Raw genomic sequence first — 23,006 nt, forward strand, 5'->3', positions numbered from 1 at the left:
CTTCGCCTCACGGCAGGCGCCCGCGGAACCGGCGCCGCTCGGCGTGCGAGGGCGGGGGTTCGTCGGCCAGTCGTACCACGGGATCGTCCGGGCCCTCGCGGCCGGCCACCACCGGCCGGTCCGCGCGCTCGGCCTTCGCCCGGTACTGCGCCGCGTCCGCGAGCCGGAACAGCCGCCGGGCGTCGTGCACCGGCCCGATCGGGTCCTCGGTCGAGGCGACACCGCACGCGACCCCCTCGCCCGGCTCCAGGTCCCCGGCCCGGCGGCACAGCTCGTCCGCCGCCTTCACCATGTCGTCGGCGGGCGGGCCGACCGCGAGCAGGCAGAACTCGTCCCCGCCGAGCCGCGCGGCCAGCGCGCCCGGCACCATCGCACCGCACAGCGAGAGGATCGAGCCGAAGCGCTCCAGCAGACGGTCGCCGACGGCGTGCCCGAGGGTGTCGTTGACCCGCTTCAGCCCGTTGAGGTCGCAGACGACGAGGCTGACGGTCACCCCCTCCGTCCGGTGCTGCTCCACGGCCTCCTCCAGGTGCACGTCCACGGCACGGCGGTTGGCGAGCCCGGTGAGGGAGTCGGTGAACGCGAGCCGGCGGGCCTCCTCGAGCCGCTCGGTCTGCGCGAGCCCGGCGGCGACGACCGCGGCCAGTACGGTCGCGAACTCGGCGTCGGCGGGCGCGAACACGGGCGCGCCGACCGGGCGGGCCACGTACAGCTCGCCCCAGGCCCTGCCGTGCAGCACGACGGGGGCGACCACGCAGCAGCCGCGGCCCCTGCGGCGCAGGGCGGCGACCCGCTGGTGGAAGTAGCCGGGGGTGCCGGCGGCCGTCCCCTCGGCCGTCTCCACCCAGGCGTTGGGGCCCCCGCCGCCGGCCCACCGCTCGTGCAGGAACTCGGTGATCTCCGGGAACTGGTGCACCGGGTAGGCCTCGACCTCCGGGAACTCCTCCTCGTCCGGGCGGCGCACCCCCACGTTGACGAGGACCCGCAGCCGTCCGAGCTGCCGCTCCCACACCGACAGTGCGGCGAAGCTGCCGTCCAGCGCCCGGCAGGCGCCGAGGGCGGCGGCCTGCCACGACTCCCTCGGGGTGTGCGCCGCCGCCATCCCCTGGGCCAGCGCCACGACGGCGGCGAGCCGCTTGTCCTCACCCATTACTCCAGGTTAGGGAGGAATGGGCCGATTCGGGATGCTGGTGCGGCGATCAGGTGGACCGACGGCCGTTTTCCCCGGGCAGCCGCATGAGGACGACCGAGCGGGGGTATCCGCAAGCGCCGACCACGACCACGTTCCTCACTCCCCCGGCCACTGGGGTGTGCGCTTCTCGTTGAAGGCCGCCACGCCCTCCGCGCGGTCGCCCGAGAACGCCACCGAGCGCCACGCCGCGTCCTCCACCTCGAGCCCGGCCCGCAGGTCCAGCCCCTGGCCCAGGCGCAGCGCCCGCTTGGCGGCCCGCAGGCCCACCGGCGAGTTCGCGGCGATCCGGGCACCCAGCGCCAGCGCCTCCTCGCGGTCCCGGCCCTCGTCCACCAACTGGTCGACCAGGCCCAGCCCGGCCGCCTCCGCCGCCTCCAGCCGCCGCGCCGAGAAGATCAGCTCGGCCGCCCGCGCCGCACCCACCCGGCGCGGCAGGAGCTGCGTACCGCCACCGCCGGGGATCACGCCCACCGACACCTCCGGCAGCCCCACGACGGCCGTACGGTCGGCCACGATCAGATCGCAGGACAGCGCGAGTTCGAAACCACCGCCCAGCGCGAAGCCGTGGACCGCCGCGATCGTCGGCATCGGCAGCTCCAGCACTCCGGTGTACGCACCGCGGGCGACCGGCCGCTGCCGGACGAGGTCGGCGTCGGTGAAGGAGTTCCGCTCCTTCAGGTCGGCGCCGACGCAGAACGCCCGCTCGTGGGAGGAGGCCAGGACGACCACGCGGGCGTCCCGGTCGGCCGCCAGCGCGGTGCACGCGGCCGCGATCGAGCGGGCCATCTCCGTCGAGACGGCGTTCATCGCCTTGGGCCGGTCCAGTACCAGCTCAGCGACGTGCCCGTGCCGCCGTACCAGCACGAACTCCCCGAACCGCTCCTCGCTCATGACACCCTCCGGTTAACGCGGGTTAACTGACTGCCTGCCCGATCATCGCAGCCACGCCCCCTCCCGTGAAGTCCAGGGGGCTACGCCCGTTCGAGTGACATGCGTGCTTTCCACCCCACACCGCCCACAGGAGCGCATAGCGTGCGTCCGCCACGGCGCGCCCCGGGGCGCGCGGCCGGGAGGGAACCCCATGACACCGATTCGTGCACTGTCCCGTGCAGCACAGGAGAGCGAGCCGGGCGCGCCCGGCACCGACGCCGAGTCCGGCGCGCACCGCGGCCGTCATCGCAAGCCCCGCCCCCGGAAGGTCCTCCTCGCCGCCGGCGGCCTGGCACTGGCCGCGGGGGTGCTGAGCCTGGTGCGGGTCGCCCCGGAGTCGGGGGTCGGCGTCCCGGGCACGGCGGAGGCCGAGCCCCGGCCCGACCACGGCGGAGGTGCCACGGAGGGTGCGGCGCGAACCGCCGCCGCCGTCGCCGCCGACCCCACCGCACTGCCCTCGGCGACCTCCGCCATGGGCGGCAGGAGCCTCACCCCCGCGGACTCCGGAACTCCCACCGCCGTCGCCTCCGCCACCGCCGCGGCACCGCACGGAGAGACCGCCGCGCCGACCACCGTCCCGACCGGGGCCCCGTCCGCCCCGGGCGGCACACCGCGGCCCTCGGCGACGACGTCCGCCCCGCGCCCCGCTCCGACGACGCCCACGCCGACCCCCACCCCGACGCCGAGCCGCAGCACGGCGGACCCCGATCCGGGCGGGCTGTGCCTCCCGGTGATCAGCCTGTGCGTGGATGTCCTCGACCGGGACCAGGGGAACGACTAGGGGACGACCAGGGAAACGAACCGGCGGAGACGGACGGAGCGGCTACGGCCGCTCGTCGCGGCGGCTGAGCAGCCACGGCTCGACCACGCCGAGGCCACGCACCGGGCGCTGCCACATCGGCTGGAGCGCGTAGCGGTACACCGGCGGCTCCTCGCCCTCCTTCTCGGCGGCGGCCGCCGCCTCGGCCGCGTCCGCCTCCGAGGCGGGCGCCTCGCCGGAACGGATCAGCTCCTCCGCGAAGGCGCTGTCCACCAGCACGGCGTCACGCGGAGCTATCGAGGTGAGCCGGGAGGCCAGGTTCACGGTCGTACCGAACACGTCGCCCATGCGCGTGGTCACCGTGCCGAACGCCATGCCGACCCGGAGCTCGGGCATCGTCTCGTCGTTCGACAGCGTCTCGACCAGGCGCAGCGCGATGTCGGCGGCGACACCGGCGTCGTCCGCCGCGTACAGCACCTCGTCGCCGAGGGTCTTGATGAGGCGGCCGCCGCGCGCGGCCACCAGGTCCGCGGCGGTCGTCTCGAAGGCCTCGACGAGTTCGCCGAGTTCCTCCTCCTCCATGCGGCGGGTCAGCCGGGTGAACCCGACGAGGTCGGCGAAGCCGACGGCGAGCCGCCGGTCGACCATCTCCTCGTCGTCGGCCGACTGCACGACCCGGCCGGCCGAGGCGGCGAGCTGGCGGCGCCAGACGTAGACGAGGAACTCCTCCAGCTCGGGCAGGAGCAGCTCGACGATCGGGTACGTCACCTCGGTGCGGGTCATGCCCGGCTCGGGCGGCTCGGTCAGGCCCTCCAGGAAGGAATCCATCTGCCACTCCGCCAACCGGGCGGTGGTCTGTCCCGTGGACCGGGCCACCTGCACCGCCATGGCCTCGCTGAGCAGTCCCGCCTCGACAAGGCCGGCGAGGCGGCGCAGGGCGAGTACGTCGGCCTCGGTGAGGGCCCTGGCCTGGCCTATGTCGGCGAAGCCCATGGCCCGCCAGAAGCGCGAGGCCAGTTCCATGGAGACGCCGGCGCTGCGGGCGGCCTGGAAGGGGGTGTAGCGGCGCTCGGCGCCCAGGATGAGCTGTTCCAGACGCAGGGCCAGCGGGTCCTCGCCGGTGTCGGCGGCGTGGGCGTCGTCCCCCCGATCGAGGGGAGGGTCCACCCGGCCGTCCGCGCCCGCGCCGGAGCCCGTGTCGTCGACGGTCACGCCTGCTGCCCTTCCGATCTGCCGCGGTCAGGTTTCGACCGGCCTCAACTCTACGGCAGGTGTGCGCCAGCTCACTCCGTCGGGTTCGGCGGGGGTAGGTGCCGGCCGTGGCCGAGCGCCGTGCGCACCTGCAGCTCCATCGTGGCCGCTCGCGCGGTTCCCCGCGCCCCTGAGGAGCCGCACCACCGCCCGGTCGGCCCCGCCGAAGCGCAGCGCCGCGGCTACGCCGGGCGCAGGTGCACGATGTCGCCCGCGCCGACCGGTTCCTGGACGCCGTTCTCCGTGGCGATGACCAGGCGCCCGTCGCCGTCCACCGCGACCGCCTCGCCGACGATCGACCGGTCCCCCGGCAGCTCCGCCCGCACCGCCCGCCCGAGCGTCGCGCAGCCCGCCGCGTACGTGTCCTGCAGCCCGCTGGCCGCCGGATCGCCGCCGGCCCGCCGCCAGCGCCCGTACCAGTCCTCCAGGGAGCGCAGCACCGCCCGCAGCAGCGGGTCCCGGTCCGTGCCCTGCGCACCGGCCAGCACCAGCGACCCCGCCTGCGGGACCGGCAGCTCGTCCGCCCGCAGGGAGACGTTGATACCCACGCCCACCACGATGCCGTCCGTGCCGGCCCGCTCCGCGAGGATGCCGCCCGCCTTGCGCTCCTCCTCACCCACCGTCACCAGCAGGTCGTTCGGCCATTTGAGTGCCGTGTCCACGCCCGCGGCCCGGGACAGCCCGGTCGCCACCGCCACCCCGGTCAGCAGCGGCAGCCAGCCCCAGCGGGCCACCGGCACCTCGGTGGGCTTCAGCAGCACCGAGAAGAAGAGGCCGGAGCGCGGCGGCGCCGTCCAGCGGCGGTCCAGCCGGCCCCGGCCGGCCGTCTGCTCCTCCGCCACCAGCACCGCGCCCTCGTCGGCGTCGCCCCCGGCGGCCCGTCCGGCGAGGTCGGAGTTGGTGGAACCGGTCCGCTGCACCACCTCGATGTCGCGGTACAGGCCGCCCTCCCTGATCAGCCCGCGCCGCAGTGCCGTGGCGTTCAGGGGCGGGCGGTCCAGATCGGACCAGCGGCTGTCGTCTGATGCATTGTGCGGCGTCATGCAAGCCACCCTAGGTGTGGCAAACGACGCACTGCTGATCGGTAGCGCCGCCACTACTCTACGAATGAGTAACCGTCCCCCCTTTTGAGCAGGCAGGGAGCCGTATCCCGATGTCCGAGCCGGAAGAGCGTCAAGAGATCCAAGGGATCGACATCCACACGACCGCGGGAAAGCTCGCGGATCTCCAGCGCCGCATCCATGAAGCGACGCACGCCGGCTCGGAACGTGCCGTCGAGAAGCAGCACGCGAAGGGCAAGCTGACGGCCCGTGAGCGGATCGAACTCCTCCTGGACGAGGGGTCCTTCGTCGAGCTGGACGAGTTCGCCCGGCACCGCTCCACCAACTTCGGGCTGGAGAGCAACCGTCCCTACGGCGACGGTGTCGTCACCGGGTACGGCACCGTCGACGGCCGGCCCGTCGCCGTGTTCTCCCAGGACTTCACGGTCTTCGGCGGCGCGCTCGGCGAGGTCTACGGCCAGAAGATCGTCAAGGTGATGGACTTCGCGCTGAAGACCGGCTGCCCGGTCGTCGGGATCAACGACTCCGGTGGCGCCCGCATCCAGGAAGGCGTCGCCTCCCTCGGGGCCTACGGCGAGATCTTCCGCCGCAACACCCATGCCTCCGGCGTGATCCCGCAGATCAGCCTGGTCGTGGGCCCCTGCGCCGGCGGCGCGGTCTACTCCCCGGCCATCACCGACTTCACGGTCATGGTCGACCAGACCTCGCACATGTTCATCACCGGCCCGGACGTCATCAAGACCGTCACCGGTGAGGACGTCGGCTTCGAGGAGCTGGGCGGCGCGCGCACGCACAACGCCACCTCCGGCGTGGCCCACCACATGGCGGGCGACGAGAAGGACGCCATCGAGTACGTCAAGCAGCTGCTGTCGTACCTGCCGTCCAACAACCTCTCCGAGGCCCCGGTCTTCCCGGAGGAGGCCGACCTCGGCGTCACCGACGAGGACCGCGAGCTGGACACTCTCGTCCCGGACAGCGCGAACCAGCCGTACGACATCCGCACGGTGGTCGAACACGTCCTGGACGACGCCGAGTTCTTCGAGACGCAGGCACTGTTCGCGCCGAACATCGTCACCGGCTTCGGGCGGGTCGAGGGCCACCCGGTCGGCGTGGTCGCCAACCAGCCGATGCAGTTCGCCGGCTGCCTCGACATCGAGGCGTCCGAGAAGGCGGCCCGCTTCGTGCGCACCTGCGACGCCTTCAACGTGCCGGTGCTGACCTTCGTGGACGTCCCCGGCTTCCTCCCGGGCGTCGACCAGGAGCACGACGGCATCATCCGGCGCGGCGCCAAGCTGATCTACGCCTACGCCGAGGCCACCGTCCCGCTGATCACCGTCATCACCCGCAAGGCCTTCGGCGGCGCCTACGACGTCATGGGCTCCAAGCACCTGGGTGCCGACATCAACCTGGCCTGGCCCACCGCGCAGATCGCGGTCATGGGCGCCCAGGGCGCGGTCAACATCCTGCACCGCCGCACCATCGCCGAGGCGGAGGCGAACGGCGAGGACGTCGAGGCGGTGCGGGCCCGGCTGATCCAGGAGTACGAGGACCACCTGCTCAACCCGTACATCGCGGCCGAGCGCGGCTACGTCGACGCGGTGATCATGCCGTCCGACACGCGGGCCCACATCGTCCGCGGTCTGCGTCAGCTGCGTACGAAGCGGGAATCCCTGCCTCCGAAGAAGCACGGCAACATCCCGCTGTAGCCCGGTCCGACCGAGAGGAAGCCGTCATGACGATCAAGGTCGTACGAGGCAATCCGACCCCGGAGGAGCTGGCCGCCGCTCTGGCGGTGGTCCGCGCCCGCGCCGCGGCGGCAGCGGTCCAGCCGTCCGGCGCGGAGGGCCCGAGGGACGCGTGGTCCGACCCGTCGCGGATCGCGGTCCGGCGCGTCCCGAACCCGGGCCCGGCGTCCTGGACCCGCACGTACTGGCCGGGCTAGGCAGACCGCCCGGCCGATCTGAGTAGCCGTACTCAGGCGCCGCGGCCCGCCCGGGCCGCACGCTGGGAGCATGCTGTGGTCAGACCCCGAGGACGAGCCGCCGAAAGAACTGCGCGACATGCAGGAGATGCTGCGGCGGCTCGGCCTCTTCATGGCGCTGGCCATGATCCTGGCCATGATCGTCATCGGTCTGAGGTGAGCCGGGCGGCTCACCCTGACTAATCTGACGGCATGACTGCAAAGCGCCGCAGGCGACTCGTGCTCGCCTCCCAGTCCCCCGCCCGGCTCGGCCTGCTCCGGCAGGCCGGCCTCGCGCCCGAGGTGATCGTGAGCGGGGTCGACGAGGACGCCGTCACCGCTCCCACCCCGGCCGAGCTGGCGCTCGCGCTGTCCGAGGCGAAGGCCTCGGTCGTGGCGGCGAAGCCGGAGGTGCAGGGCGCCCTGGTGATCGGCTGCGACTCGGTGCTGGAGCTGGACGGGCGGGCGCTCGGCAAGCCCGCCGACGCCGAGGAGGCCACCGCCCGCTGGAAGGCGATGCGCGGACGCACCGGAGTACTCCAGACGGGTCATTGTGTGTGGGACACGGAGGCGAAGCGGTACGTCTCCGCGACCGCCTCCACCGTTGTGCACTTCGGCGAACCGACCGACGCGGAGATCGCCGCGTACGTGGCCTCCGGCGAGCCGCTCTACGTCGCCGGCGCGTTCACCCTGGACGGCCGTTCGGCCCCGTTCATCGAGGGCATCGACGGCGACCACGGCAACGTGATCGGCATCAGCCTGCCCCTGGTGCGCAAGCTCCTCGCCGAACTGGGTGTCGGGATCACGGAGTTGTGGGAGCCGGCGGGATGACCTCGGTGGGGACGGAGTCCCGCGGCTCCTCGTCCCCGTCCCGCGGTGCGCCGCGCTGCTCCGGGACCTGCTGCGGCGCGCCGGCCGGGGGTGCCGGCTCGGCCCGGGCCTGCGGGTCGCCGTCGGCGCCTGCACCGTCGCCGGGGGCCGCCTGTTCCGGGCCTTCGGCGCGGTCGTATGTCATCAGGAGCAGGACGATGAGTCCGAGCACCACGACCATCGTCAGGAAGGCCGTCCAGCCCACCAGCCCCCAGGCGAACGCGCCCAGCAGGGCGTGCACCACGGCCGCGCTGATCAGCAGGACACGCCCGAGCCCGGCCGGGGCGCGGTTGCGGATCGCGACCAGCAGCGCCACCAGGGCGCACAGGGCGAAGTAGAGGCCGAAGACGATGCCGCCGACCTTCGAGGACGTGGCCATCGTCGACGGGTCGAGGCCGGCCAGGGACATGTCCTGCCGGTCGACGACCACCCCGAGGAACCAGTTCAGCGCGGCGACGAGGAAACCCTCCGCCAGCAGGACCAACGCCACGACCCATGCCACCGGTCTGCGCACCACCGGTCCCCACCCACTTCCCAGCCAGCCATCTGTTACTGCAGGTACGTTCGAGCCATCGCGAACGCTACTAACGGGTAAACCGTGGGACAAGGGTCCGTGCGGCAGCAAAGAATCATTGGGCCATTCGTAGGGACTCGACAAAGAATCGGAGTGGGCCGCAGCACCCCACCACAGAGACCTTGACCACATGACAGGGCTAGGGTTTTCCGGAGGAGTCCTGCGTACCGAGGTGCGACAAGGACTTTCGCGGGTCGGGCGAGCCTCGCATCACGCTCCGTGTGGGCAAGCTCACCATTGGGGACGGGTCGTAGTGCCGTGTCGGCAGTCCCTAAACTCGGCTTGTTTCAAGGAGGGAGCCTCAATCGTGCGCAAGGTGCTCATCGCCAACCGTGGCGAAATCGCTGTCCGCGTGGCCCGGGCCTGTCGGGACTCCGGGATCGCGAGCGTGGCCGTCTACGCGGAGCCGGACCGGGACGCTCTGCATGTCCGCGCCGCGGATGAGGCGTTCGCCCTGGGCGGTGACACTCCGGCGACCAGCTATCTGGACATCCAGAAGGTGCTGAACGCGGCCCGCGAATCCGGTGCGGACGCGATCCACCCCGGCTACGGCTTTCTGTCGGAGAACGCCGAGTTCGCCCAGGCCGTGCTGGACGCGGGTCTGATCTGGATCGGTCCGCCGCCGCAGGCCATCCGGGACCTCGGTGACAAGGTCGCCGCGCGGCACATCGCGCAGCGGGCCGGCGCCCCGCTGGTCGCCGGTACTCCCGACCCGGTCTCCGGGGCGGACGAGGTCGTGGCGTTCGCCGAGGAGCACGGCCTGCCGATCGCGATCAAGGCCGCGTTCGGTGGCGGTGGCCGTGGTCTGAAGGTCGCCCGGACCCTCGAGGAGGTGCCGGAGCTGTACGACTCCGCGGTCCGTGAGGCGGTCGCCGCGTTCGGCCGGGGCGAGTGCTTCGTCGAGCGCTACCTGGACCGTCCCCGGCACGTGGAGACGCAGTGCCTGGCCGACAAGCACGGCAACGTGGTCGTGGTCTCCACCCGTGACTGCTCGCTGCAGCGCCGCCACCAGAAGCTGGTCGAGGAGGCCCCGGCGCCGTTCCTGTCCGAGGAGCAGGTCGCCGAGCTGTACCGCGCCTCGAAGGCCATCCTGAAGGAGGCCCACTACGAGGGCGCGGGCACGTGCGAGTTCCTGGTCGGGCAGGACGGCACGATCTCCTTCCTGGAGGTCAACACCCGGCTGCAGGTCGAGCACCCGGTGACCGAGGAGGTCGCCGGCATCGACCTGGTCCGCGAGATGTTCCGCATCGCCGACGGCGAGGAACTCGGCTACGACGACCCCGCCCTGCGCGGACACTCCTTCGAGTTCCGCATCAACGGCGAGGACCCGGGCCGCAACTTCCTGCCCGCTCCGGGCACCGTCACCGCCTTCGACGCGCCCTCCGGTCCCGGTGTCCGGCTGGACGCGGGCGTGGAGGCGGGCAGTGTGATCGGCCCGGCCTGGGACTCCCTGCTGGCCAAGCTGATCGTCACCGGCCGCACCCGCGCCGAGGCCCTCCAGCGCGCCGCCCGCGCCCTGGAGGAGTTCCGGGTCGAGGGCATGGCCACCGCCATCCCCTTCCACCGCGCGGTCGTCACCGACCCCGCCTTCGCCCCCGAGCTGACCGGCTCCACCGATCCGTTCACGGTCCACACCCGCTGGATCGAGACCGAGTTCGTCAACGAGATCAAGCCCTTCGCGGCCCCCGCCGACACCGAGACGGACGAGGACACCGGCCGCGAGACGGTCGTCGTCGAGGTCGGCGGCAAGCGCCTGGAGGTCTCGCTGCCCTCCTCGCTCGGCATGAGCCTGGCCCGCACCGGCCTGGCCGCCGGGGCCAAGCCCAAGCGCCGCGCCGCCAAGAAGTCCGGCCCGGTCGCCTCGGGTGACACCCTCGCCTCGCCGATGCAGGGCACGATCGTGAAGATCGCGGTCGAGGAGGGCCAGGAGGTCAAGGAGGGCGACCTGATCGTCGTCCTGGAGGCCATGAAGATGGAGCAGCCCCTCAACGCCCACCGGGCGGGCACCATCAAGGGCCTGACCGCCGAGGTCGGCGCCTCGGTCACCTCCGGCGCCCCCATCTGCGAGATCAAGGACTGACCCACCCCACACCCCGAGAAGCCCGGAGCCCCTACCCAGGAGCCTCCGGGCTTCTCGCATTGCTGCGTGTACCGGCGCGATCTCGGACAGGCCGTAAGGCGGCCGCCGGGGCGCCAGGAGGCTCGCAGGGCCGGCCGACGGCGGTCGCGGCCCCGCCGCGGAGGCGGATCCGCGATACCCGTGTCGCTGCCGACCCCCGGAGGGGTCAGCGGCGGCGGAGGTCTGCGACTCGGGCTCGGTCGGTGGTGGCCGGGTCCGCGAGGCCCGCGGTGGAGCGGAGGGGGACGTGGCCCCGGCGGGGGCCGGGCAGGGCCCGCTGCTGGCGTGCGGCAGGCCCTTGCTCACCCCCCGGGGCTCCGGTCGCCCCGGCCACGGCGATCTGCACCCCCTGGTCGGCCAGGGCCTGCAACTCGGTGGCGCCGCGGTCGTCGTGGGCCGGCGGCTCGTCGGTGACCAGGCGGGTGATGAGGTCCGTCGGCACGGTCTGGAACATCGTGTCCGTACCGAGCTTGGTGTGGTCGGCGAGGACCACGACCTCCGCCGCGGCCTGGACGAGGGCCCGGTCCACCGACGCCGAGAGCATGTTGGACGTGGACAGACCACGCTCGGCCGTCAGGCCGCTCCCGGACAGGAATGCCTTGGACACGCGCAGCCCCTGCAGGGACTGCTCGGCTCCGGAGCCCACGAGGGCGTAGTTGGAGCCGCGCAGGGTGCCCCCGGTCATCACGACCTCCACCCGGTTGGCATGGGCCAACGCCTGGGCCACCAGGAGGGAGTTGGTGACGACCGTCAGACCCGGCACGCGCGCCAGGCGGCGGGCCAGCTCCTGCGTGGTCGTCCCGGCTCCGACGACGATGGCCTCGCCCTCTTCGACGAGGCCCGCGGCGAGATCGGCGATGGCCGTCTTCTCGGCGGTCGCGAGATGGGACTTCTGCGGAAAGCCGGACTCCCGCGTGAACCCGCCCGGCAGTACCGCACCGCCGTGCCGGCGGTCGAGGAGTCCTTCGGCCTCCAGTGCGCGCACGTCCCGCCGTACGGTCACTTCGGAGGTCTGGACGACGCGGGCGAGTTCACGGAGCGACACGGCACCGTTCGCTCGCACCATTTCGAGGATCAATTGGCGACGTTCAGCAGCGAACACGAAACTGACAGTAACCCCAGCGACCGTCTGGTTTCAGCAGTTTGCGCCGAATAACAGAAGTTGTTCGCATGGTGGGGCGGGAAGTGGTATAGCACCTAGCCGCCCCGACTATGCCGTACGCACACGCCGCAACTCCCCGTGACCAGCGGGAAGTTGCGTGACGGTCAGGCCTCCGCGCTCGCCTTGCGCGTGTGCAGCTGCCGGGCGACCTCCGCGATCGACCCCGAAAGGGAGGGGTACACCGTGAACGCGTTCGCGATCTGTTCGACCGTCAGATTGTTGTCGACGGCGATCGAGATCGGGTGGATGAGTTCCGACGCGCGGGGCGCCACGACCACACCGCCGACGACGATGCCCGTGCCCGGCCGGCAGAAGATCTTCACGAAGCCGTCCCGGATGCCCTGCATCTTGGCCCGCGGGTTGCGCAGCAGGGGCAGTTTGACGACCCGCGCGTCGATCTTGCCCGCGTCCACGTCCGCCTGCGTGTAGCCGACCGTGGCGATCTCGGGGTCGGTGAAGACGTTGGAGGAGACCGTCTTCAGGTTCAGCGGTGCCACCGCGTCGCCGAGGAAGTGGTACATGGCGATACGTCCCTGCATCGCGGCGACGGACGCGAGGGCGAAGACACCGGTCACGTCACCGGCCGCGTACACGCCGGGAGCGGTCGTCCTGGACACCTTGTCGGTCCAGATGTGACCGGACTCGCGCAGCTTGACGCCGGCCTCCTCCAGACCGAGCCCCGCGCTGTTGGGGATGGCACCGACGGCCATGAGGCAGTGGGAGCCGCTGATGACCCGGCCGTCGGCCAGCGTCACCTCGACCCGGTCGCCGACGCGCTTGGCGGACTGCGCTCGGGAGCGGGCCATGACGTTCATGCCGCGGCGGCGGAAGACGTCCTCCAGGACGGCGGCGGCGTCCGGGTCCTCACCCGGCAGCACCCGGTCCCGGGAGGAGACGAGCGTGACCTTCGAACCGAGGGCCTGGTAGGCGCCGGCGAACTCGGCACCGGTCACGCCGGAGCCGACCACGATCAGCTCTTCCGGCAGCTCGTCGAGGTCGTAGACCTGGGTCCAGTTGAGGATGCGCTCGCCGTCGGGCTGCGCGTCGGGCAGCTCGCGCGGATGACCGCCGGTGGCGATGAGGACGGCGTCGGCGGTGAGGGTCTCCTCGTTGCCGTCGGCGGCGGTGACGACGACCTTGCGCGAGCCGTCGAGACCCTGCATGCCGTCCAGCCGGCCGCGGCCGCGCATGACCCGGGCGCCGGCGCGGGTGACGGAGGCGGTGATGTCGTGCGACTGCGCGAGGGCCAGCCGCTTCACCCGGCGGTTGACCTTCCCGAGGTCCACGCCGACCACCCGGGCCGCCTGCTCCAGCGGCGGGGTGTCGTCGGCGACGATGATGCCCAGCTCTTCGTACGAGGAGTCGAAGGTGGTCATCACCTCGGCCGTAGCGATAAGGGTCTTCGACGGTACGCAGTCGGTCAGCACCGACGCTCCGCCCAGACCGTCGCAGTCGACGACGGTCACCTCCGCGCCGAGCTGGGCGGCCACCAGGGCCGCCTCGTATCCGCCGGGTCCGCCACCGATGATCACGATCCGAGTCACGTACTCCATTGTCCCGCACGCTTCAAGGTGCTACTGCCCGGGGGCGTCCCCGGGGTTCCCGAGGGACACGAGTGGCCCGCGTTTCCCCTGACGTACGCTCTCCCCATGTCGCTCTATGCCGCGTACGCCGGCAACCTCGACGCCCGGCTGATGTCCCGCCGCGCCCCGCACTCGCCGCTGCGCGCCACCGGCTGGCTGAGCGAGTGGCGGCTGACCTTCGGCGGCGAGCAGCTGGGCTGGGAGGGCGCGCTGGCGACGATCGTGGAGGACCCGCTGGCCCAGGTCTTCGTCGGCCTCTACGACCTCGCGCCCATGGACGAGGAGTCGCTGGACCGGTGGGAGGGCGTGGGCCTCGGCATCTACCGGCGCACCCGCGTGCGCGTGCACACCCTGGACGGCGAGGAGTCGGCCTGGACGTACGTGCTCAACGGCTACGAGGGCGGTCTGCCCTCGGCGCGGTACCTCGGTGAGGTCGCCGACGCCGCGGAGTCCGCCGGGGCACCGCACGACTATGTGATGGAGCTCCGCAAGCGTCCCTGCTGAACGGCCAAAGCGCGGTTTTGCTGCACTTTTGCCCGCCCCTTGTGGAAAACGACAAGACAACGATCTCCAATACGTGGGCCTTGTCATCTACGCGCGTAGGCGCAGACCGGCTACCCTCGTCGGCGTGAACGCATCTCTTCTTCCGGACGACATCCAGGGCGACCCCCACGCCGCCGCCGACGCCGCCGCCGCGCGCCTGCGCGAACTGACCGGCGCCGAGACCCACGACGTCGCCCTCGTGATGGGCTCCGGCTGGGCCCCGGCCGTCGACGCACTGGGCGCCCCCGACGCCGAGTTCCAGGTCACCGAGCTGCCCGGCTTCCCGCCGCCGGCCGTCGAGGGGCACGGCGGCAAGATCCGCTCGTACTCCTTCGGTGACAAGCGCGCGCTGGTCTTCCTGGGCCGCACGCACTACTACGAGGGCCGTGGCGTCGCCGCCGTCTCCCACGGTGTGCGCACCGCCGTGGCGGCCGGCTGCAAGACCGTGGTCCTCACCAACGGCTGCGGCGGCCTGCGCGAGGGCATGCGCCCCGGCCAGCCGGTGCTGATCAGCGACCACATCAACCTGACGGCGACGTCGCCGATCGTCGGCGCGAACTTCGTCGACCTGACGGACCTGTACTCGCCGCGCCTGCGCGCCCTGTGCAAGGAGATCGACCCCTCCCTGGAGGAGGGCGTCTACGCGCAGTTCCCCGGCCCGCACTACGAGACCCCGGCCGAGATCCGCATGGCCCGTGTCATCGGCGCGGACCTGGTGGGCATGTCGACGGTCCTGGAGGCCATCGCCGCCCGCGAGGCCGGCGCCGAGGTCCTGGGCATCTCGCTGGTCACCAACCTGGCCGCGGGCATGACGGGCGAGCCCCTCAACCACGAGGAGGTCCTCCAGGCGGGCCGCGACTCGGCGGCGCGCATGGGCCAGCTGCTGACCCAGGTGCTCGGCAGGATCTAGGCGGCACACGCTCGCGGCACGCACGGCGCGCCGGACCGGGCGCGGGACGGGCACGGTGGCGAACGGGACGCGGTACGCGCGTCCCGACGAGCCGGGTGCGGTGCCGCGGTCGGTTCGGGGGCGTGGTGCCGCCGCCCGCCGGCAGGGTCCGGTGCGGTGCCGGTACCCGTGCGGAACGGGCCCGGACCGCGGTCGGCGTTCACCGGATGTCCCGGACCGCGGTGCCCGGCCGGACGCGCGAGCCTCCGCCGGCCGGACGCGCGAGCCTCCGCGGGCCGGACGCGGCGGCGCGGAACGTGCCGGGGCGGGCACACGTAACGCCATCGGCGTTGGACGGGGGTTCGGGGGCCGAGTCCCCGGCCGGACCAGGCAGACACAGGAGAGGTTGATCCCAAGGTGCACGACGATCTGATCGCCCGGGCCAGGACATGGCTCGCCGAGGACCCCGACACGGAGACCCGTGACGAGCTCGCCAAGCTGATCGACGCCGGGGACGTGACCGAACTGTCGGCCCGCTTCTCCGGCACGCTCCAGTTCGGCACCGCCGGCCTGCGCGGGGAGCTCGGCGCCGGCCCGATGCGCATGAACCGCGGCGTCGTCATCCGCGCCGCCGCCGGCCTCGCCGCGTACCTGAAGAAGAACGGGACCCCGCACGGGGACGGCACCGCCGGCCTCGTCGTCATCGGCTACGACGCCCGCCACAAGTCCGCCGACTTCGCCCGCGACACCGCCGCCGTGATGACCGGCGCCGGGCTGCGTGCGGCCGTACTCCCGCGGCCCCTCCCGACGCCGGTGCTGGCGTTCGCGATCAGGCACCTGGGCGCGGTGGCCGGCGTGGAGGTCACCGCCAGCCACAACCCGCCCCGGGACAACGGCTACAAGGTGTACCTCGGCGACGGCTCCCAGATCGTGCCGCCCGCCGACGCGGGGATCGCCGCCGAGATCGACGCGATCGTCTCCCTGAACGACGTACCGCGCCCGGAGGCCGGCTGGGAGATCCTGGACGACTCGGTCCTGGACGCCTATCTGGCCCGTACGGACGCCGTCCTGGCGGCGGGCTCCCCGCGTACCGCCCGCACGGTCTACACGGCGATGCACGGCGTCGGCAGGGACGTCCTGCTGGCCGCCTTCGCCCGCGCCGGTTTCCCCGAGCCGGTGCTGGTGGCCGAGCAGGCCGACCCGGACCCCGACTTCCCGACGGTGGCCTTCCCCAACCCGGAGGAGCCGGGCGCGATGGACCTCGCGTTCGCGCGGGCCCGTGCCACCGACCCGGACCTGATCATCGCCAACGACCCCGACGCGGACCGCTGCGCGGTGGCCGTGAAGGACGGCGGCGACTGGCGGATGCTGCGCGGCGACGAGGTCGGCGCGCTGCTCGCCGCGCACCTGGTCCGCCGTGGGGTGAGCGGCACCTTCGCGGAGTCGATCGTCTCCTCCTCGCTGCTCGGCCGGATCGCCGGGAAGGCGGGGCTGCCGTACGAGGAGACCCTGACCGGCTTCAAGTGGATCGCCCGCGTGGACGGTCTGCGCTACGGCTACGAGGAGGCCCTCGGCTACTGCGTGGACCCGGAGGGCGTGCGCGACAAGGACGGCATCACCGCCGCGCTGCTGATCACGGAGCTGGCGTCCGGGCTGAAGGAGGAGGGCCGCACCCTCCTCGACCTGCTCGACGACCTCGCCGTGGAGCACGGTCTGCACGCCACCGACCAGCTGTCGGTCCGCGTCCAGGACCTCTCGGTCATCGCCGACGCGATGAGCCGTCTGCGGGAGCAGCCGCCGACCGGGCTGGCCGGCCTTGCCGTCACCCGTGCCGAGGACCTGACCCGGGGCACGGAGACGCTGCCGCCGACGGACGGACTGCGCTACACGCTCGACGGCGCCCGGGTCATCGTCCGGCCGAGCGGCACCGAGCCGAAGCTGAAGTGCTACCTGGAGGTCGTCGTGCCGGTCGCGGCCCGTGCCGACCTCCCGGCCGCCCGCGCCCGCGCCACCGAGCTGCTGGCCGCCGTCAAGCGCGACCTGTCGGCCGCGGCCGGCATCTGACACCCACCGGGGTGCCCTGTCCCGCACGGGGCACCCTGAGGGCACGTCCACGGGACGGCCGAGAGCGAGTCACCCACGGACCCAGGGGCGAGACCGGCACATCACCGCCGCCGACGAGCCCGGCACCCCGAGGACACGCCCACGGGACAGCCGAGAGCGAGTCACCCACGGACCCAGCGGCGGAACCGGTACATCACTGCCGCCGGCGAGCCCGACACCCCTAAGGCACGTCCACGGGACGTCCGCGCGCGAGTCACCCGCGGGCCCAGGGGCGGGATCGGTACATCACTGCCGCGGCGAGCCTGGCACCCCTAAGGCGCGCGGTGCAGGACGGGGAGACGGGCGGCCCGTGTGCCCGCCTTCCGGAGTCGGCTCGGCCGCCGGACGCACCTGGCGCGGCCGCCCCGGCCCGCCCCGGCCCATGCTCACGCGCCGGAGCCCGAGCGGCTCACACGGCCGTGGACGCCGCTTTTGGGCAGCCGCCCAGCCCCCGTCGGCTCCCCCGGACACCCGCGCCCGGCTCACCGCCCGGGCATCCCGTCGCCCGACCCGGGCCCACGACCTCGCCGGTCCGGCGCCGGCCGCCGTGTCAGCCCGTCGTCAGCCCGTCGTCAGCAGGATGATCAGCAGGATGGCGCCGGCCAGCGCCGGGGCGAGCACCTCGTACGCCCAGCGGACCGTCGTCTCGCCCTGGGCCGTCTCCTCCTGCGCGCGGCGTTCGAGCGTCTCGCGCAGGTCGTCCATGACCTGGTCGGTCTCGGACCGGGTCGGGCCGGTCTCCGCGCCGCGCAGGCCGAAGCCGCCGAAGCCGAGACCGCTCGGCGAGAGGCCGCCGCCGACCCGGCCCGGCGTCGTACCCCGGGCCGCGTCCGCCGCCGCCCGCTGCTGACGGCGCGCCGCCTTCTTGCGGGCCCGCAGCGAGACGGGGATCGCCCACAACTGGTACTTCGCGCCGGACTCGGTGACGACCTCGTTGGAGAAGCCGGAGCGCAGGCCGGAGACCTGGCCCCAGGGCAGGGAGATCACCCGCAGCGGGTTGCGGATGCGCAGCCGGTCGTCGTTCACGAAGACGGCGGGGCGCAGCGTGAAGGCCGCGACCAGCGGCACGACGAGGATCAGGCCGGCGAGCGCCAGCCACGGGACGCGGCCGTGGCCCTTGAACAGCGCGTCGAAGCCCAGCCAGCAGACGACGACGAGCAGCAGCACCCCGCCCACGAGCGCCATGGGCGAGCGGTAGATCCGGTCCTTGGCGGCGGGGGCCGGAGGCTGTGACGCGGGTGACGGGTGGTCCGGGGTCATGGCCCCGATTCTGCACGACACCGCCGCGGCTGCTCCCACACGGCCCGGGACCGGCGCTCATCCGTGATCTTCGGGCGCGTGATGAGCACCGGGACTGTACAGCTGCTACGCGCGTAGATATGCTCGTCTGGTGACCATGCCCACTACCGCACCCACAGCTCACGCTCTCGCCGACGTCACCGCGTCCGACAGCACGCTGCGCCGCTTCCTGCACGGGCTGCCCGGCGTCGACGCGGTCGGCCTGGAGGCGCGCGCCGCGTCCCTCGGCACCCGTTCCATCAAGACCACCGCGAAGGCGTACGCCATCGACCTCGCCATCTCGATGGTCGACCTGACGACGCTGGAAGGCGCGGACACCCCGGGCAAGGTCCGGGCGCTCGGCGCCAAGGCCGTCCATCCCGACCCCACGGACCGTACGGCCCCGGCCACGGCCGCGGTCTGCGTCTACCCCGACATGGTGGCCACCGCCAAGGAGGCCGTCGCCGGTTCCGGCGTGAAGGTCGCCTCGGTGGCCACCGCGTTCCCGGCCGGCCGCGCCGCCCTCGACGTGAAGCTGGCCGACGTCCGTGACGCGGTCGCCGCCGGCGCCGACGAGATCGACATGGTCATCGACCGGGGCGCTTTCCTCGCCGGCAAGTACCTGAAGGTGTACGACGAGATCGTCGCCGTGAAGGAGGCCTGCGGCAGCAGCGCCCGCCTGAAGGTCATCTTCGAGACCGGCGAGCTGTCGACGTACGACAACATCCGCCGCGCGTCCTGGCTGGGCATGCTGGCCGGCGCGGACTTCATCAAGACCTCCACCGGCAAGGTCGCCGTCAACGCGACCCCGGCGAACACGCTGCTGATGCTGGAGGCGGTGCGCGACTTCCGCGCCCAGACCGGCGTCCAGATCGGCGTGAAGCCCGCCGGCGGCATCCGCACCAGCAAGGACGCCATCAAGTTCCTGGTCCTGGTCAACGAGACCGCGGGCGCGGACTGGCTGGACAACCACTGGTTCCGCTTCGGCGCCTCCTCGCTCCTGAACGACCTGCTGATGCAGCGCCAGAAGCTGGCCACCGGCCGCTACTCCGGCCCCGACTACGTGACGGTGGACTGATCACGATGGCTTCCGTATTCGACTACGCACCGGCGCCCGAGTCCCGTTCGGTCGTCGACATCGCCCCTTCCTACGGCCTGTTCATCGACGGCGAGTTCGCCGAGGCGGCCGACGGCAAGGTCTTCAAGACGGTCAGCCCGTCGACCGAGGAGGTCCTCTCCGAGGTCGCGCAGGCCGGTCCCGAGGACGTCGACCGGGCGGTCAGGGCCGCCCGCAAGGCGTTCGAGAAGTGGTCGGCGCTGCCCGGTTCCGAGCGGGCCAAGTACCTCTTCCGCATCGCCCGGATCATCCAGGAGCGCAGCCGCGAGCTGGCCGTCCTGGAGACCCTGGACAACGGCAAGCCGATCAAGGAGACCCGCGACGCGGACCTCCCGCTGGTCGCCGCGCACTTCTTCTACTACGCGGGCTGGGCCGACAAGCTCGACCACGCCGGTTTCGGCGCGGCCCCGAGGCCGCTGGGCGTGGCCGGCCAGGTCATCCCGTGGAACTTCCCGCTGCTGATGCTGGCGTGGAAGATCGCCCCGGCCCTCGCGACCGGCAACACGGTCGTGCTGAAGCCGGCGGAGACCACCCCCCTGTCCGCGCTCTTCTTCGCGGGCATCTGCCGCCAGGCGGGCCTGCCCAAGGGCGTCGTCAACATCCTCCCGGGCTACGGCGACGCGGGTGCCGCGCTCGTCGCGCACCCGGACGTGAACAAGGTCGCCTTCACCGGCTCCACGGCCGTCGGCAAGGAGATCGCCCGCACGGTCGCGGGCACGAGGAAGAAGCTCACCCTGGAGCTGGGCGGCAAGGGCGCCAACATCGTCTTCGACGACGCCCCGATCGACCAGGCCGTCGAGGGCATCGTGACCGGCATCTTCTTCAACCAGGGCCAGGTCTGCTGCGCGGGCTCCCGCCTCCTGGTCCAGGAGTCGATCCAGGACGAGCTGCTGGACTCCCTCAAGCGCCGGCTGTCCACCCTGCGCCTCGGCGACCCGCTGGACAAGAACACCGACATCGGCGCGATCAACTCCGCCGAGCAGCTGGCCCGTATCACCGCGCTCACCGAACAGGGCGAGGCGGAGGGCGCCGAGCGCTGGTCCCCGGCCTGCGAACTGCCGTCGGCGGGTTACTGGTTCGCGCCGACGCTGTTCACGAACGTCACCCAGGCCCACACCATCGCCCGTGACGAGATCTTCGGCCCGGTGCTGTCGGTGCTCACCTTCCGCACGCCCGACGAGGCGGTCGCCAAGGCGAACAACACGCAGTACGGCCTGTCGGCGGGCATCTGGACCGAGAAGGGCTCCCGGATCCTGGCCGTCGCGAACAAGCTGCGCGCCGGTGTCGTCTGGTCCAACACGTTCAACAAGTTCGACCCGACGTCGCCGTTCGGCGGCTACAAGGAGTCGGGCTTCGGCCGCGAGGGCGGCCGCCACGGCCTGGAGGCGTACCTCGATGTCTGATCGGCTCACTGTCTTCAAGACCTACAAGCTGTACGTCGGCGGGAAGTTCCCGCGTTCCGAGAGCGGCCGGGTGTACGAGGTGACCGACCCCAAGGGCAAGTGGCTGGCCAACGCTCCCCAGTCCTCCCGCAAGGACGCACGTGACGCGGTGGTCGCCGCGCGCAAGGCGTTCGGCGGCTGGGCCGGCGCGACCGCCTACAACCGCGGCCAGGTCCTCTACCGCGTCGCGGAGATGCTGGAGGGCCGCCGCGAGCAGTTCGTGCGCGAAGTGGCCGACGCGGAGGGGCTGTCCAAGTCGAAGGCGGCCGGGGTCGTGGACGCCGCGATCGACCGCTGGGTCTGGTACGCGGGCTGGACCGACAAGATCGCCCAGGTGATCGGCGGGGCCAACCCGGTCGCCGGCCCGTACTTCAACCTGTCCTCTCCCGAGCCGACCGGCGTGGTCGCCGTTCTCGCGCCGCAGGAGTCGTCCTTCCTGGGCCTGGTCTCGGTGGTGGCCCCGGTGATCGCCACCGGCAACACGGCGGTCGTCGTGGCGTCCGAGAAGGCGCCGCTGCCCGCCCTGTCCCTGGGCGAGGTGCTGGCCACCTCCGACGTCCCGGGCGGTGTCGTCAACGTCCTGTCCGGCCGTACGGCGGAGATCGCGGCGCCGCTGGCCGCGCACCAGGACGTCAACGCGATCGACCTCGCGGGCGCCGACGAGGTACTGGCGAAGGAGCTGGAGATCGCGGCCGCGGACAACCTGAAGCGCGTCCTGCGTCCACAGCCTGTGGATCACTTCGCGACGCCGGGCACCGACCGGATGACGGCGTTCCTGGAGACCAAGACGGTCTGGCACCCGACGGGGTCGCTGGGCGCCTCGGGGTCCGCCTACTGACGCGGACCACGCGACACGGGGATCCACGGGATCCGTGCGGGGAACCGCGGGTCCGGCCGGGTGCGGGTCGCCTCCGGCCGGTCACGCGGTTCCCCGTCTCGTTTTCCCGGGCGGTTCAGCGGCCCAGTGAGCCCAGGACCTGCCCGACCACCGGCACACTGCCGAGCGACTCCGCCTGGGCCAGCGGGCGCGTCACCATCTGGGACGAGAGCGGCTGGAAGTCCGCCAGCTGGGTGCCCACCCCGTTGTCCAGCGGGTCCACGCCCGTGCCCGCGAGCGGGTTGGGCTTGAGGCCGGCCACCGGTCCGGTGACGTAGCCGACGATGCCGGTCGCGGCGCCCACGCCCGCCTGGGGGTCGACGTTGCCGAGCCCGAGCGGCCGGTAGTTGAGACCGGCGACCGGAACCGAGTCCGCCGACGCCGAGGCCGCCCCGGCTCCGAGTGCCGCTCCGGCCGCCGCCAGGACGATCAGGGCGCGCCGCGCGGTGGAGTGCTGGGAAGAGGTGTGTCGGGCCATCGCTGGTGCCACCTTCTGGTGCGCAGGGTAATACTGTCGCCACGTAGGGTAGTTGAGGTGCGTCTCACGCTCAAAAGCCGACCCGCGGGGTCGGCAGGCGGGCCGCCGTACGTCAAACTGGTGTTCCGTGAGCCTTCATCCTCCGTCTCCCGCCCGTGTCGTGCTGCTGTGCGGCCCCTCGGGCTCGGGCAAGTCCCTCGTCGCCGCCCGTTCCGGGCTGCCCGTCCTGCGCCTGGACGACTTCTACAAGGAAGCCGGCGACCCGACGCTGCCCCTGGTGGAGGGGAGTTCGGACATCGACTGGGACCACCCGGAGTCGTGGGACGCCGAGGTCGCGGTCGAGGCCATCGTCCGGCTGTGCGCCACGGGGTCGACGCCGGTGCCGGTGTACGACCTCTCGCTGAGCGCCCGGACCGGCGAGGAGACGCTGAGCATCGGCCGGACCCCGCTGTTCATCGCGGAGGGCATCTTCGCGGCGGAGATAGTCGAGCGCTGCCGGGAACGGGGCGTCCTCGCGGACGCGCTATGCCTGAACCGCGGTCCGTTCACCACCTTCCGACGGCGGTTCCTGCGGGACCTCAAGGAGGGCCGCAAGTCGGTGCCGTTCCTGGTGCGCCGCGGCTGGCGGCTGATGCGCACGGAACGCTCGATCGTCGCCCGCCAGGTGGCCCTGGGCGCGCATCCGTGCGACCGCGACGAGGCACTGGGCCGGCTGGCGTCGGCGGCGGTGGGGCGGCAGACGCGGCAGCGGACGGTGGCCTGACCGTCCCGGTGGCCCGCCGGCCGTCGCCCGCGCGGGCCGTTCGCCCACGCGGGC

Annotated in this window: 22 protein-coding genes; 13 read left to right on the top strand and 9 right to left on the bottom strand. The window is 72.6% G+C overall.

The features are described from left to right. Positions 1-7: 7 nt before the first annotated feature. The gene (locus ACF08B_RS11445; RefSeq protein ID WP_392317120.1) at positions 8-1,150 is read right to left on the bottom strand and encodes a diguanylate cyclase domain-containing protein; all 1,143 of its coding nucleotides are present in this window, start codon (positions 1,148-1,150) and stop codon (positions 8-10) included. A 138-nt stretch (positions 1,151-1,288) separates the two neighbouring features. Further along, positions 1,289-2,083, bottom strand: a complete 795-nt coding sequence (locus ACF08B_RS11450; RefSeq protein ID WP_392317121.1) for an enoyl-CoA hydratase/isomerase family protein — start codon at positions 2,081-2,083, stop codon at positions 1,289-1,291. Between the two features lie 190 nt (positions 2,084-2,273). Here ACF08B_RS11450 and ACF08B_RS11455 point away from each other — a divergent pair, with 190 nt between their 5' ends. Further along, complete coding sequence (locus ACF08B_RS11455) at positions 2,274-2,903, top strand: hypothetical protein (RefSeq protein WP_392317122.1); 630 nt, start codon at positions 2,274-2,276, stop codon at positions 2,901-2,903. Between the two features lie 42 nt (positions 2,904-2,945). Here ACF08B_RS11455 and ACF08B_RS11460 read toward each other — a convergent pair whose 3' ends face one another. Continuing rightward, a complete protein-coding gene (locus tag ACF08B_RS11460) occupies positions 2,946-4,094 on the bottom strand; it encodes an adenylate/guanylate cyclase domain-containing protein (RefSeq protein ID WP_392317123.1) in 1,149 nt (382 codons plus the stop codon). Between the two features lie 221 nt (positions 4,095-4,315). Further along, entirely contained in the window at positions 4,316-5,176 is an 861-nt protein-coding gene (locus ACF08B_RS11465) for a biotin--[acetyl-CoA-carboxylase] ligase (protein WP_392317124.1), read from the bottom strand. Positions 5,177-5,286: 110 nt separating this feature from the next. Here ACF08B_RS11465 and ACF08B_RS11470 point away from each other — a divergent pair, with 110 nt between their 5' ends. The 4 genes from ACF08B_RS11470 (at position 5,287) to ACF08B_RS11485 (ending at position 7,985) form a co-directional block, all read left to right on the top strand. After that, positions 5,287-6,900 carry an acyl-CoA carboxylase subunit beta gene (locus tag ACF08B_RS11470; protein WP_392317125.1) on the top strand — a complete coding sequence of 538 codons (1,614 nt, stop codon included), beginning with the start codon at positions 5,287-5,289 and terminating at the stop codon, positions 6,898-6,900. A 26-nt stretch (positions 6,901-6,926) separates the two neighbouring features. Further along, a complete protein-coding gene (locus tag ACF08B_RS11475; protein WP_392165248.1) occupies positions 6,927-7,136 on the top strand; it encodes an acyl-CoA carboxylase epsilon subunit in 210 nt (69 codons plus the stop codon). Between the two features lie 70 nt (positions 7,137-7,206). Beyond that, complete coding sequence (mmpB, locus tag ACF08B_RS11480; RefSeq protein WP_260148084.1) at positions 7,207-7,335, top strand: morphogenic membrane protein MmpB; 129 nt, start codon at positions 7,207-7,209, stop codon at positions 7,333-7,335. A 32-nt stretch (positions 7,336-7,367) separates the two neighbouring features. After that, complete coding sequence (locus ACF08B_RS11485) at positions 7,368-7,985, top strand: nucleoside triphosphate pyrophosphatase (protein ID WP_073889005.1); 618 nt, start codon at positions 7,368-7,370, stop codon at positions 7,983-7,985. Here ACF08B_RS11485 and ACF08B_RS11490 read toward each other — a convergent pair. Beyond that, a complete protein-coding gene (locus ACF08B_RS11490; RefSeq protein ID WP_392317126.1) occupies positions 7,957-8,526 on the bottom strand; it encodes a hypothetical protein in 570 nt (189 codons plus the stop codon). The genes ACF08B_RS11485 and ACF08B_RS11490 overlap by 29 nt on opposite strands. Positions 8,527-8,905: 379 nt before the next feature. On the opposite strand from ACF08B_RS11490, the gene ACF08B_RS11495 reads away from it, so the two are divergent. Next, positions 8,906-10,678, top strand: coding sequence for an acetyl/propionyl/methylcrotonyl-CoA carboxylase subunit alpha (locus tag ACF08B_RS11495; RefSeq protein WP_392317127.1), 1,773 nt, complete (start codon positions 8,906-8,908; stop codon positions 10,676-10,678). Positions 10,679-10,883: 205 nt separating this feature from the next. Here the strand turns inward: ACF08B_RS11495 and ACF08B_RS11500 are convergent, their stop codons facing one another. Both ACF08B_RS11500 and ACF08B_RS11505 read right to left on the bottom strand, forming a co-directional pair. Continuing rightward, on the bottom strand, positions 10,884-11,795 hold the full coding sequence (locus ACF08B_RS11500) for a DeoR/GlpR family DNA-binding transcription regulator (RefSeq protein ID WP_392317294.1): 912 nt from the start codon (positions 11,793-11,795) through the stop codon (positions 10,884-10,886). A gap of 188 nt (positions 11,796-11,983) precedes the next feature. Next, the gene (locus ACF08B_RS11505; RefSeq protein ID WP_093475212.1) at positions 11,984-13,432 is read right to left on the bottom strand and encodes an NAD(P)H-quinone dehydrogenase; all 1,449 of its coding nucleotides are present in this window, start codon (positions 13,430-13,432) and stop codon (positions 11,984-11,986) included. Positions 13,433-13,528: 96 nt separating this feature from the next. Here ACF08B_RS11505 and ACF08B_RS11510 point away from each other — a divergent pair, with 96 nt between their 5' ends. From ACF08B_RS11510 to ACF08B_RS11520, 3 genes are all read left to right on the top strand, one after another. Beyond that, on the top strand, positions 13,529-13,966 hold the full coding sequence (locus tag ACF08B_RS11510) for a gamma-glutamylcyclotransferase (protein ID WP_073888999.1): 438 nt from the start codon (positions 13,529-13,531) through the stop codon (positions 13,964-13,966). Positions 13,967-14,090: 124 nt separating this feature from the next. Then, positions 14,091-14,915 (top strand): purine-nucleoside phosphorylase, encoded by an 825-nt coding sequence (locus tag ACF08B_RS11515; RefSeq protein ID WP_392317128.1) that lies wholly within the window; start codon positions 14,091-14,093, stop codon positions 14,913-14,915. Positions 14,916-15,311: 396 nt separating this feature from the next. Further along, positions 15,312-16,958 carry a phospho-sugar mutase gene (locus tag ACF08B_RS11520; RefSeq protein WP_392317129.1) on the top strand — a complete coding sequence of 549 codons (1,647 nt, stop codon included), beginning with the start codon at positions 15,312-15,314 and terminating at the stop codon, positions 16,956-16,958. Between the two features lie 600 nt (positions 16,959-17,558). On the opposite strand, the gene ACF08B_RS11525 is transcribed toward ACF08B_RS11520, so the two are convergent. Then, positions 17,559-18,257 carry a PH domain-containing protein gene (locus ACF08B_RS11525; RefSeq protein ID WP_392317130.1) on the bottom strand — a complete coding sequence of 233 codons (699 nt, stop codon included), beginning with the start codon at positions 18,255-18,257 and terminating at the stop codon, positions 17,559-17,561. 136 nt (positions 18,258-18,393) lie between these two features. Here ACF08B_RS11525 and deoC point away from each other — a divergent pair, with 136 nt between their 5' ends. The 3 genes from deoC to ACF08B_RS11540 are packed head-to-tail and all read left to right on the top strand — an operon-like array spanning position 18,394 to position 21,672. Beyond that, entirely contained in the window at positions 18,394-19,353 is a 960-nt protein-coding gene (deoC, locus tag ACF08B_RS11530; protein WP_093475218.1) for a deoxyribose-phosphate aldolase, read from the top strand. A 5-nt stretch (positions 19,354-19,358) separates the two neighbouring features. Then, on the top strand, positions 19,359-20,795 hold the full coding sequence (locus tag ACF08B_RS11535; protein WP_392317131.1) for an aldehyde dehydrogenase family protein: 1,437 nt from the start codon (positions 19,359-19,361) through the stop codon (positions 20,793-20,795). Further along, the gene (locus tag ACF08B_RS11540; protein ID WP_093475221.1) at positions 20,788-21,672 is read left to right on the top strand and encodes an aldehyde dehydrogenase; all 885 of its coding nucleotides are present in this window, start codon (positions 20,788-20,790) and stop codon (positions 21,670-21,672) included. Before ACF08B_RS11535 ends, ACF08B_RS11540 begins: the two co-directional genes overlap by 8 nt. Positions 21,673-21,787: 115 nt before the next feature. Here the strand turns inward: ACF08B_RS11540 and ACF08B_RS11545 are convergent, their stop codons facing one another. After that, positions 21,788-22,189: a hypothetical protein gene (locus ACF08B_RS11545; protein ID WP_392317132.1), complete on the bottom strand. Its 402-nt coding sequence runs from the start codon at positions 22,187-22,189 to the stop codon at positions 21,788-21,790. Between the two features lie 160 nt (positions 22,190-22,349). Here ACF08B_RS11545 and ACF08B_RS11550 point away from each other — a divergent pair, with 160 nt between their 5' ends. Beyond that, the gene (locus ACF08B_RS11550) at positions 22,350-22,952 is read left to right on the top strand and encodes a uridine kinase (protein WP_093475224.1); all 603 of its coding nucleotides are present in this window, start codon (positions 22,350-22,352) and stop codon (positions 22,950-22,952) included. The last annotated feature ends 54 nt before the right edge of the window (positions 22,953-23,006 follow it).

The sequence above is a fragment of the Streptomyces sp. NPDC015139 genome (genome assembly GCF_043079785.1).
Lineage (GTDB): Bacteria > Actinomycetota > Actinomycetes > Streptomycetales > Streptomycetaceae > Streptomyces > Streptomyces albidocamelliae.

Bases quoted from the DNA above. Each gene is read 5' to 3' on its own strand.
- ACF08B_RS11465 (WP_392317124.1), bottom strand. From the start codon at position 5,176: ATGACGCCGCACAATGCATCAGACGACAGCCGCTGGTCCGATCTGGAC.
- ACF08B_RS11445 (WP_392317120.1), bottom strand. From the start codon at position 1,150: ATGGGTGAGGACAAGCGGCTCGCCGCCGTCGTGGCGCTGGCCCAGGGG.
- ACF08B_RS11545 (WP_392317132.1), bottom strand. From the start codon at position 22,189: ATGGCCCGACACACCTCTTCCCAGCACTCCACCGCGCGGCGCGCCCTG.
- ACF08B_RS11470 (WP_392317125.1), top strand. From the start codon at position 5,287: ATGTCCGAGCCGGAAGAGCGTCAAGAGATCCAAGGGATCGACATCCAC.
- ACF08B_RS11505 (WP_093475212.1), bottom strand. From the start codon at position 13,432: ATGGAGTACGTGACTCGGATCGTGATCATCGGTGGCGGACCCGGCGGA.
- deoC (WP_093475218.1), top strand. From the start codon at position 18,394: ATGCCCACTACCGCACCCACAGCTCACGCTCTCGCCGACGTCACCGCG.
- ACF08B_RS11535 (WP_392317131.1), top strand. From the start codon at position 19,359: ATGGCTTCCGTATTCGACTACGCACCGGCGCCCGAGTCCCGTTCGGTC.
- ACF08B_RS11510 (WP_073888999.1), top strand. From the start codon at position 13,529: ATGTCGCTCTATGCCGCGTACGCCGGCAACCTCGACGCCCGGCTGATG.
- ACF08B_RS11455 (WP_392317122.1), top strand. From the start codon at position 2,274: ATGACACCGATTCGTGCACTGTCCCGTGCAGCACAGGAGAGCGAGCCG.
- ACF08B_RS11485 (WP_073889005.1), top strand. From the start codon at position 7,368: ATGACTGCAAAGCGCCGCAGGCGACTCGTGCTCGCCTCCCAGTCCCCC.
- ACF08B_RS11450 (WP_392317121.1), bottom strand. From the start codon at position 2,083: ATGAGCGAGGAGCGGTTCGGGGAGTTCGTGCTGGTACGGCGGCACGGG.
- ACF08B_RS11540 (WP_093475221.1), top strand. From the start codon at position 20,788: ATGTCTGATCGGCTCACTGTCTTCAAGACCTACAAGCTGTACGTCGGC.
- ACF08B_RS11475 (WP_392165248.1), top strand. From the start codon at position 6,927: ATGACGATCAAGGTCGTACGAGGCAATCCGACCCCGGAGGAGCTGGCC.
- mmpB (WP_260148084.1), top strand. From the start codon at position 7,207: ATGCTGTGGTCAGACCCCGAGGACGAGCCGCCGAAAGAACTGCGCGAC.
- ACF08B_RS11525 (WP_392317130.1), bottom strand. From the start codon at position 18,257: ATGACCCCGGACCACCCGTCACCCGCGTCACAGCCTCCGGCCCCCGCC.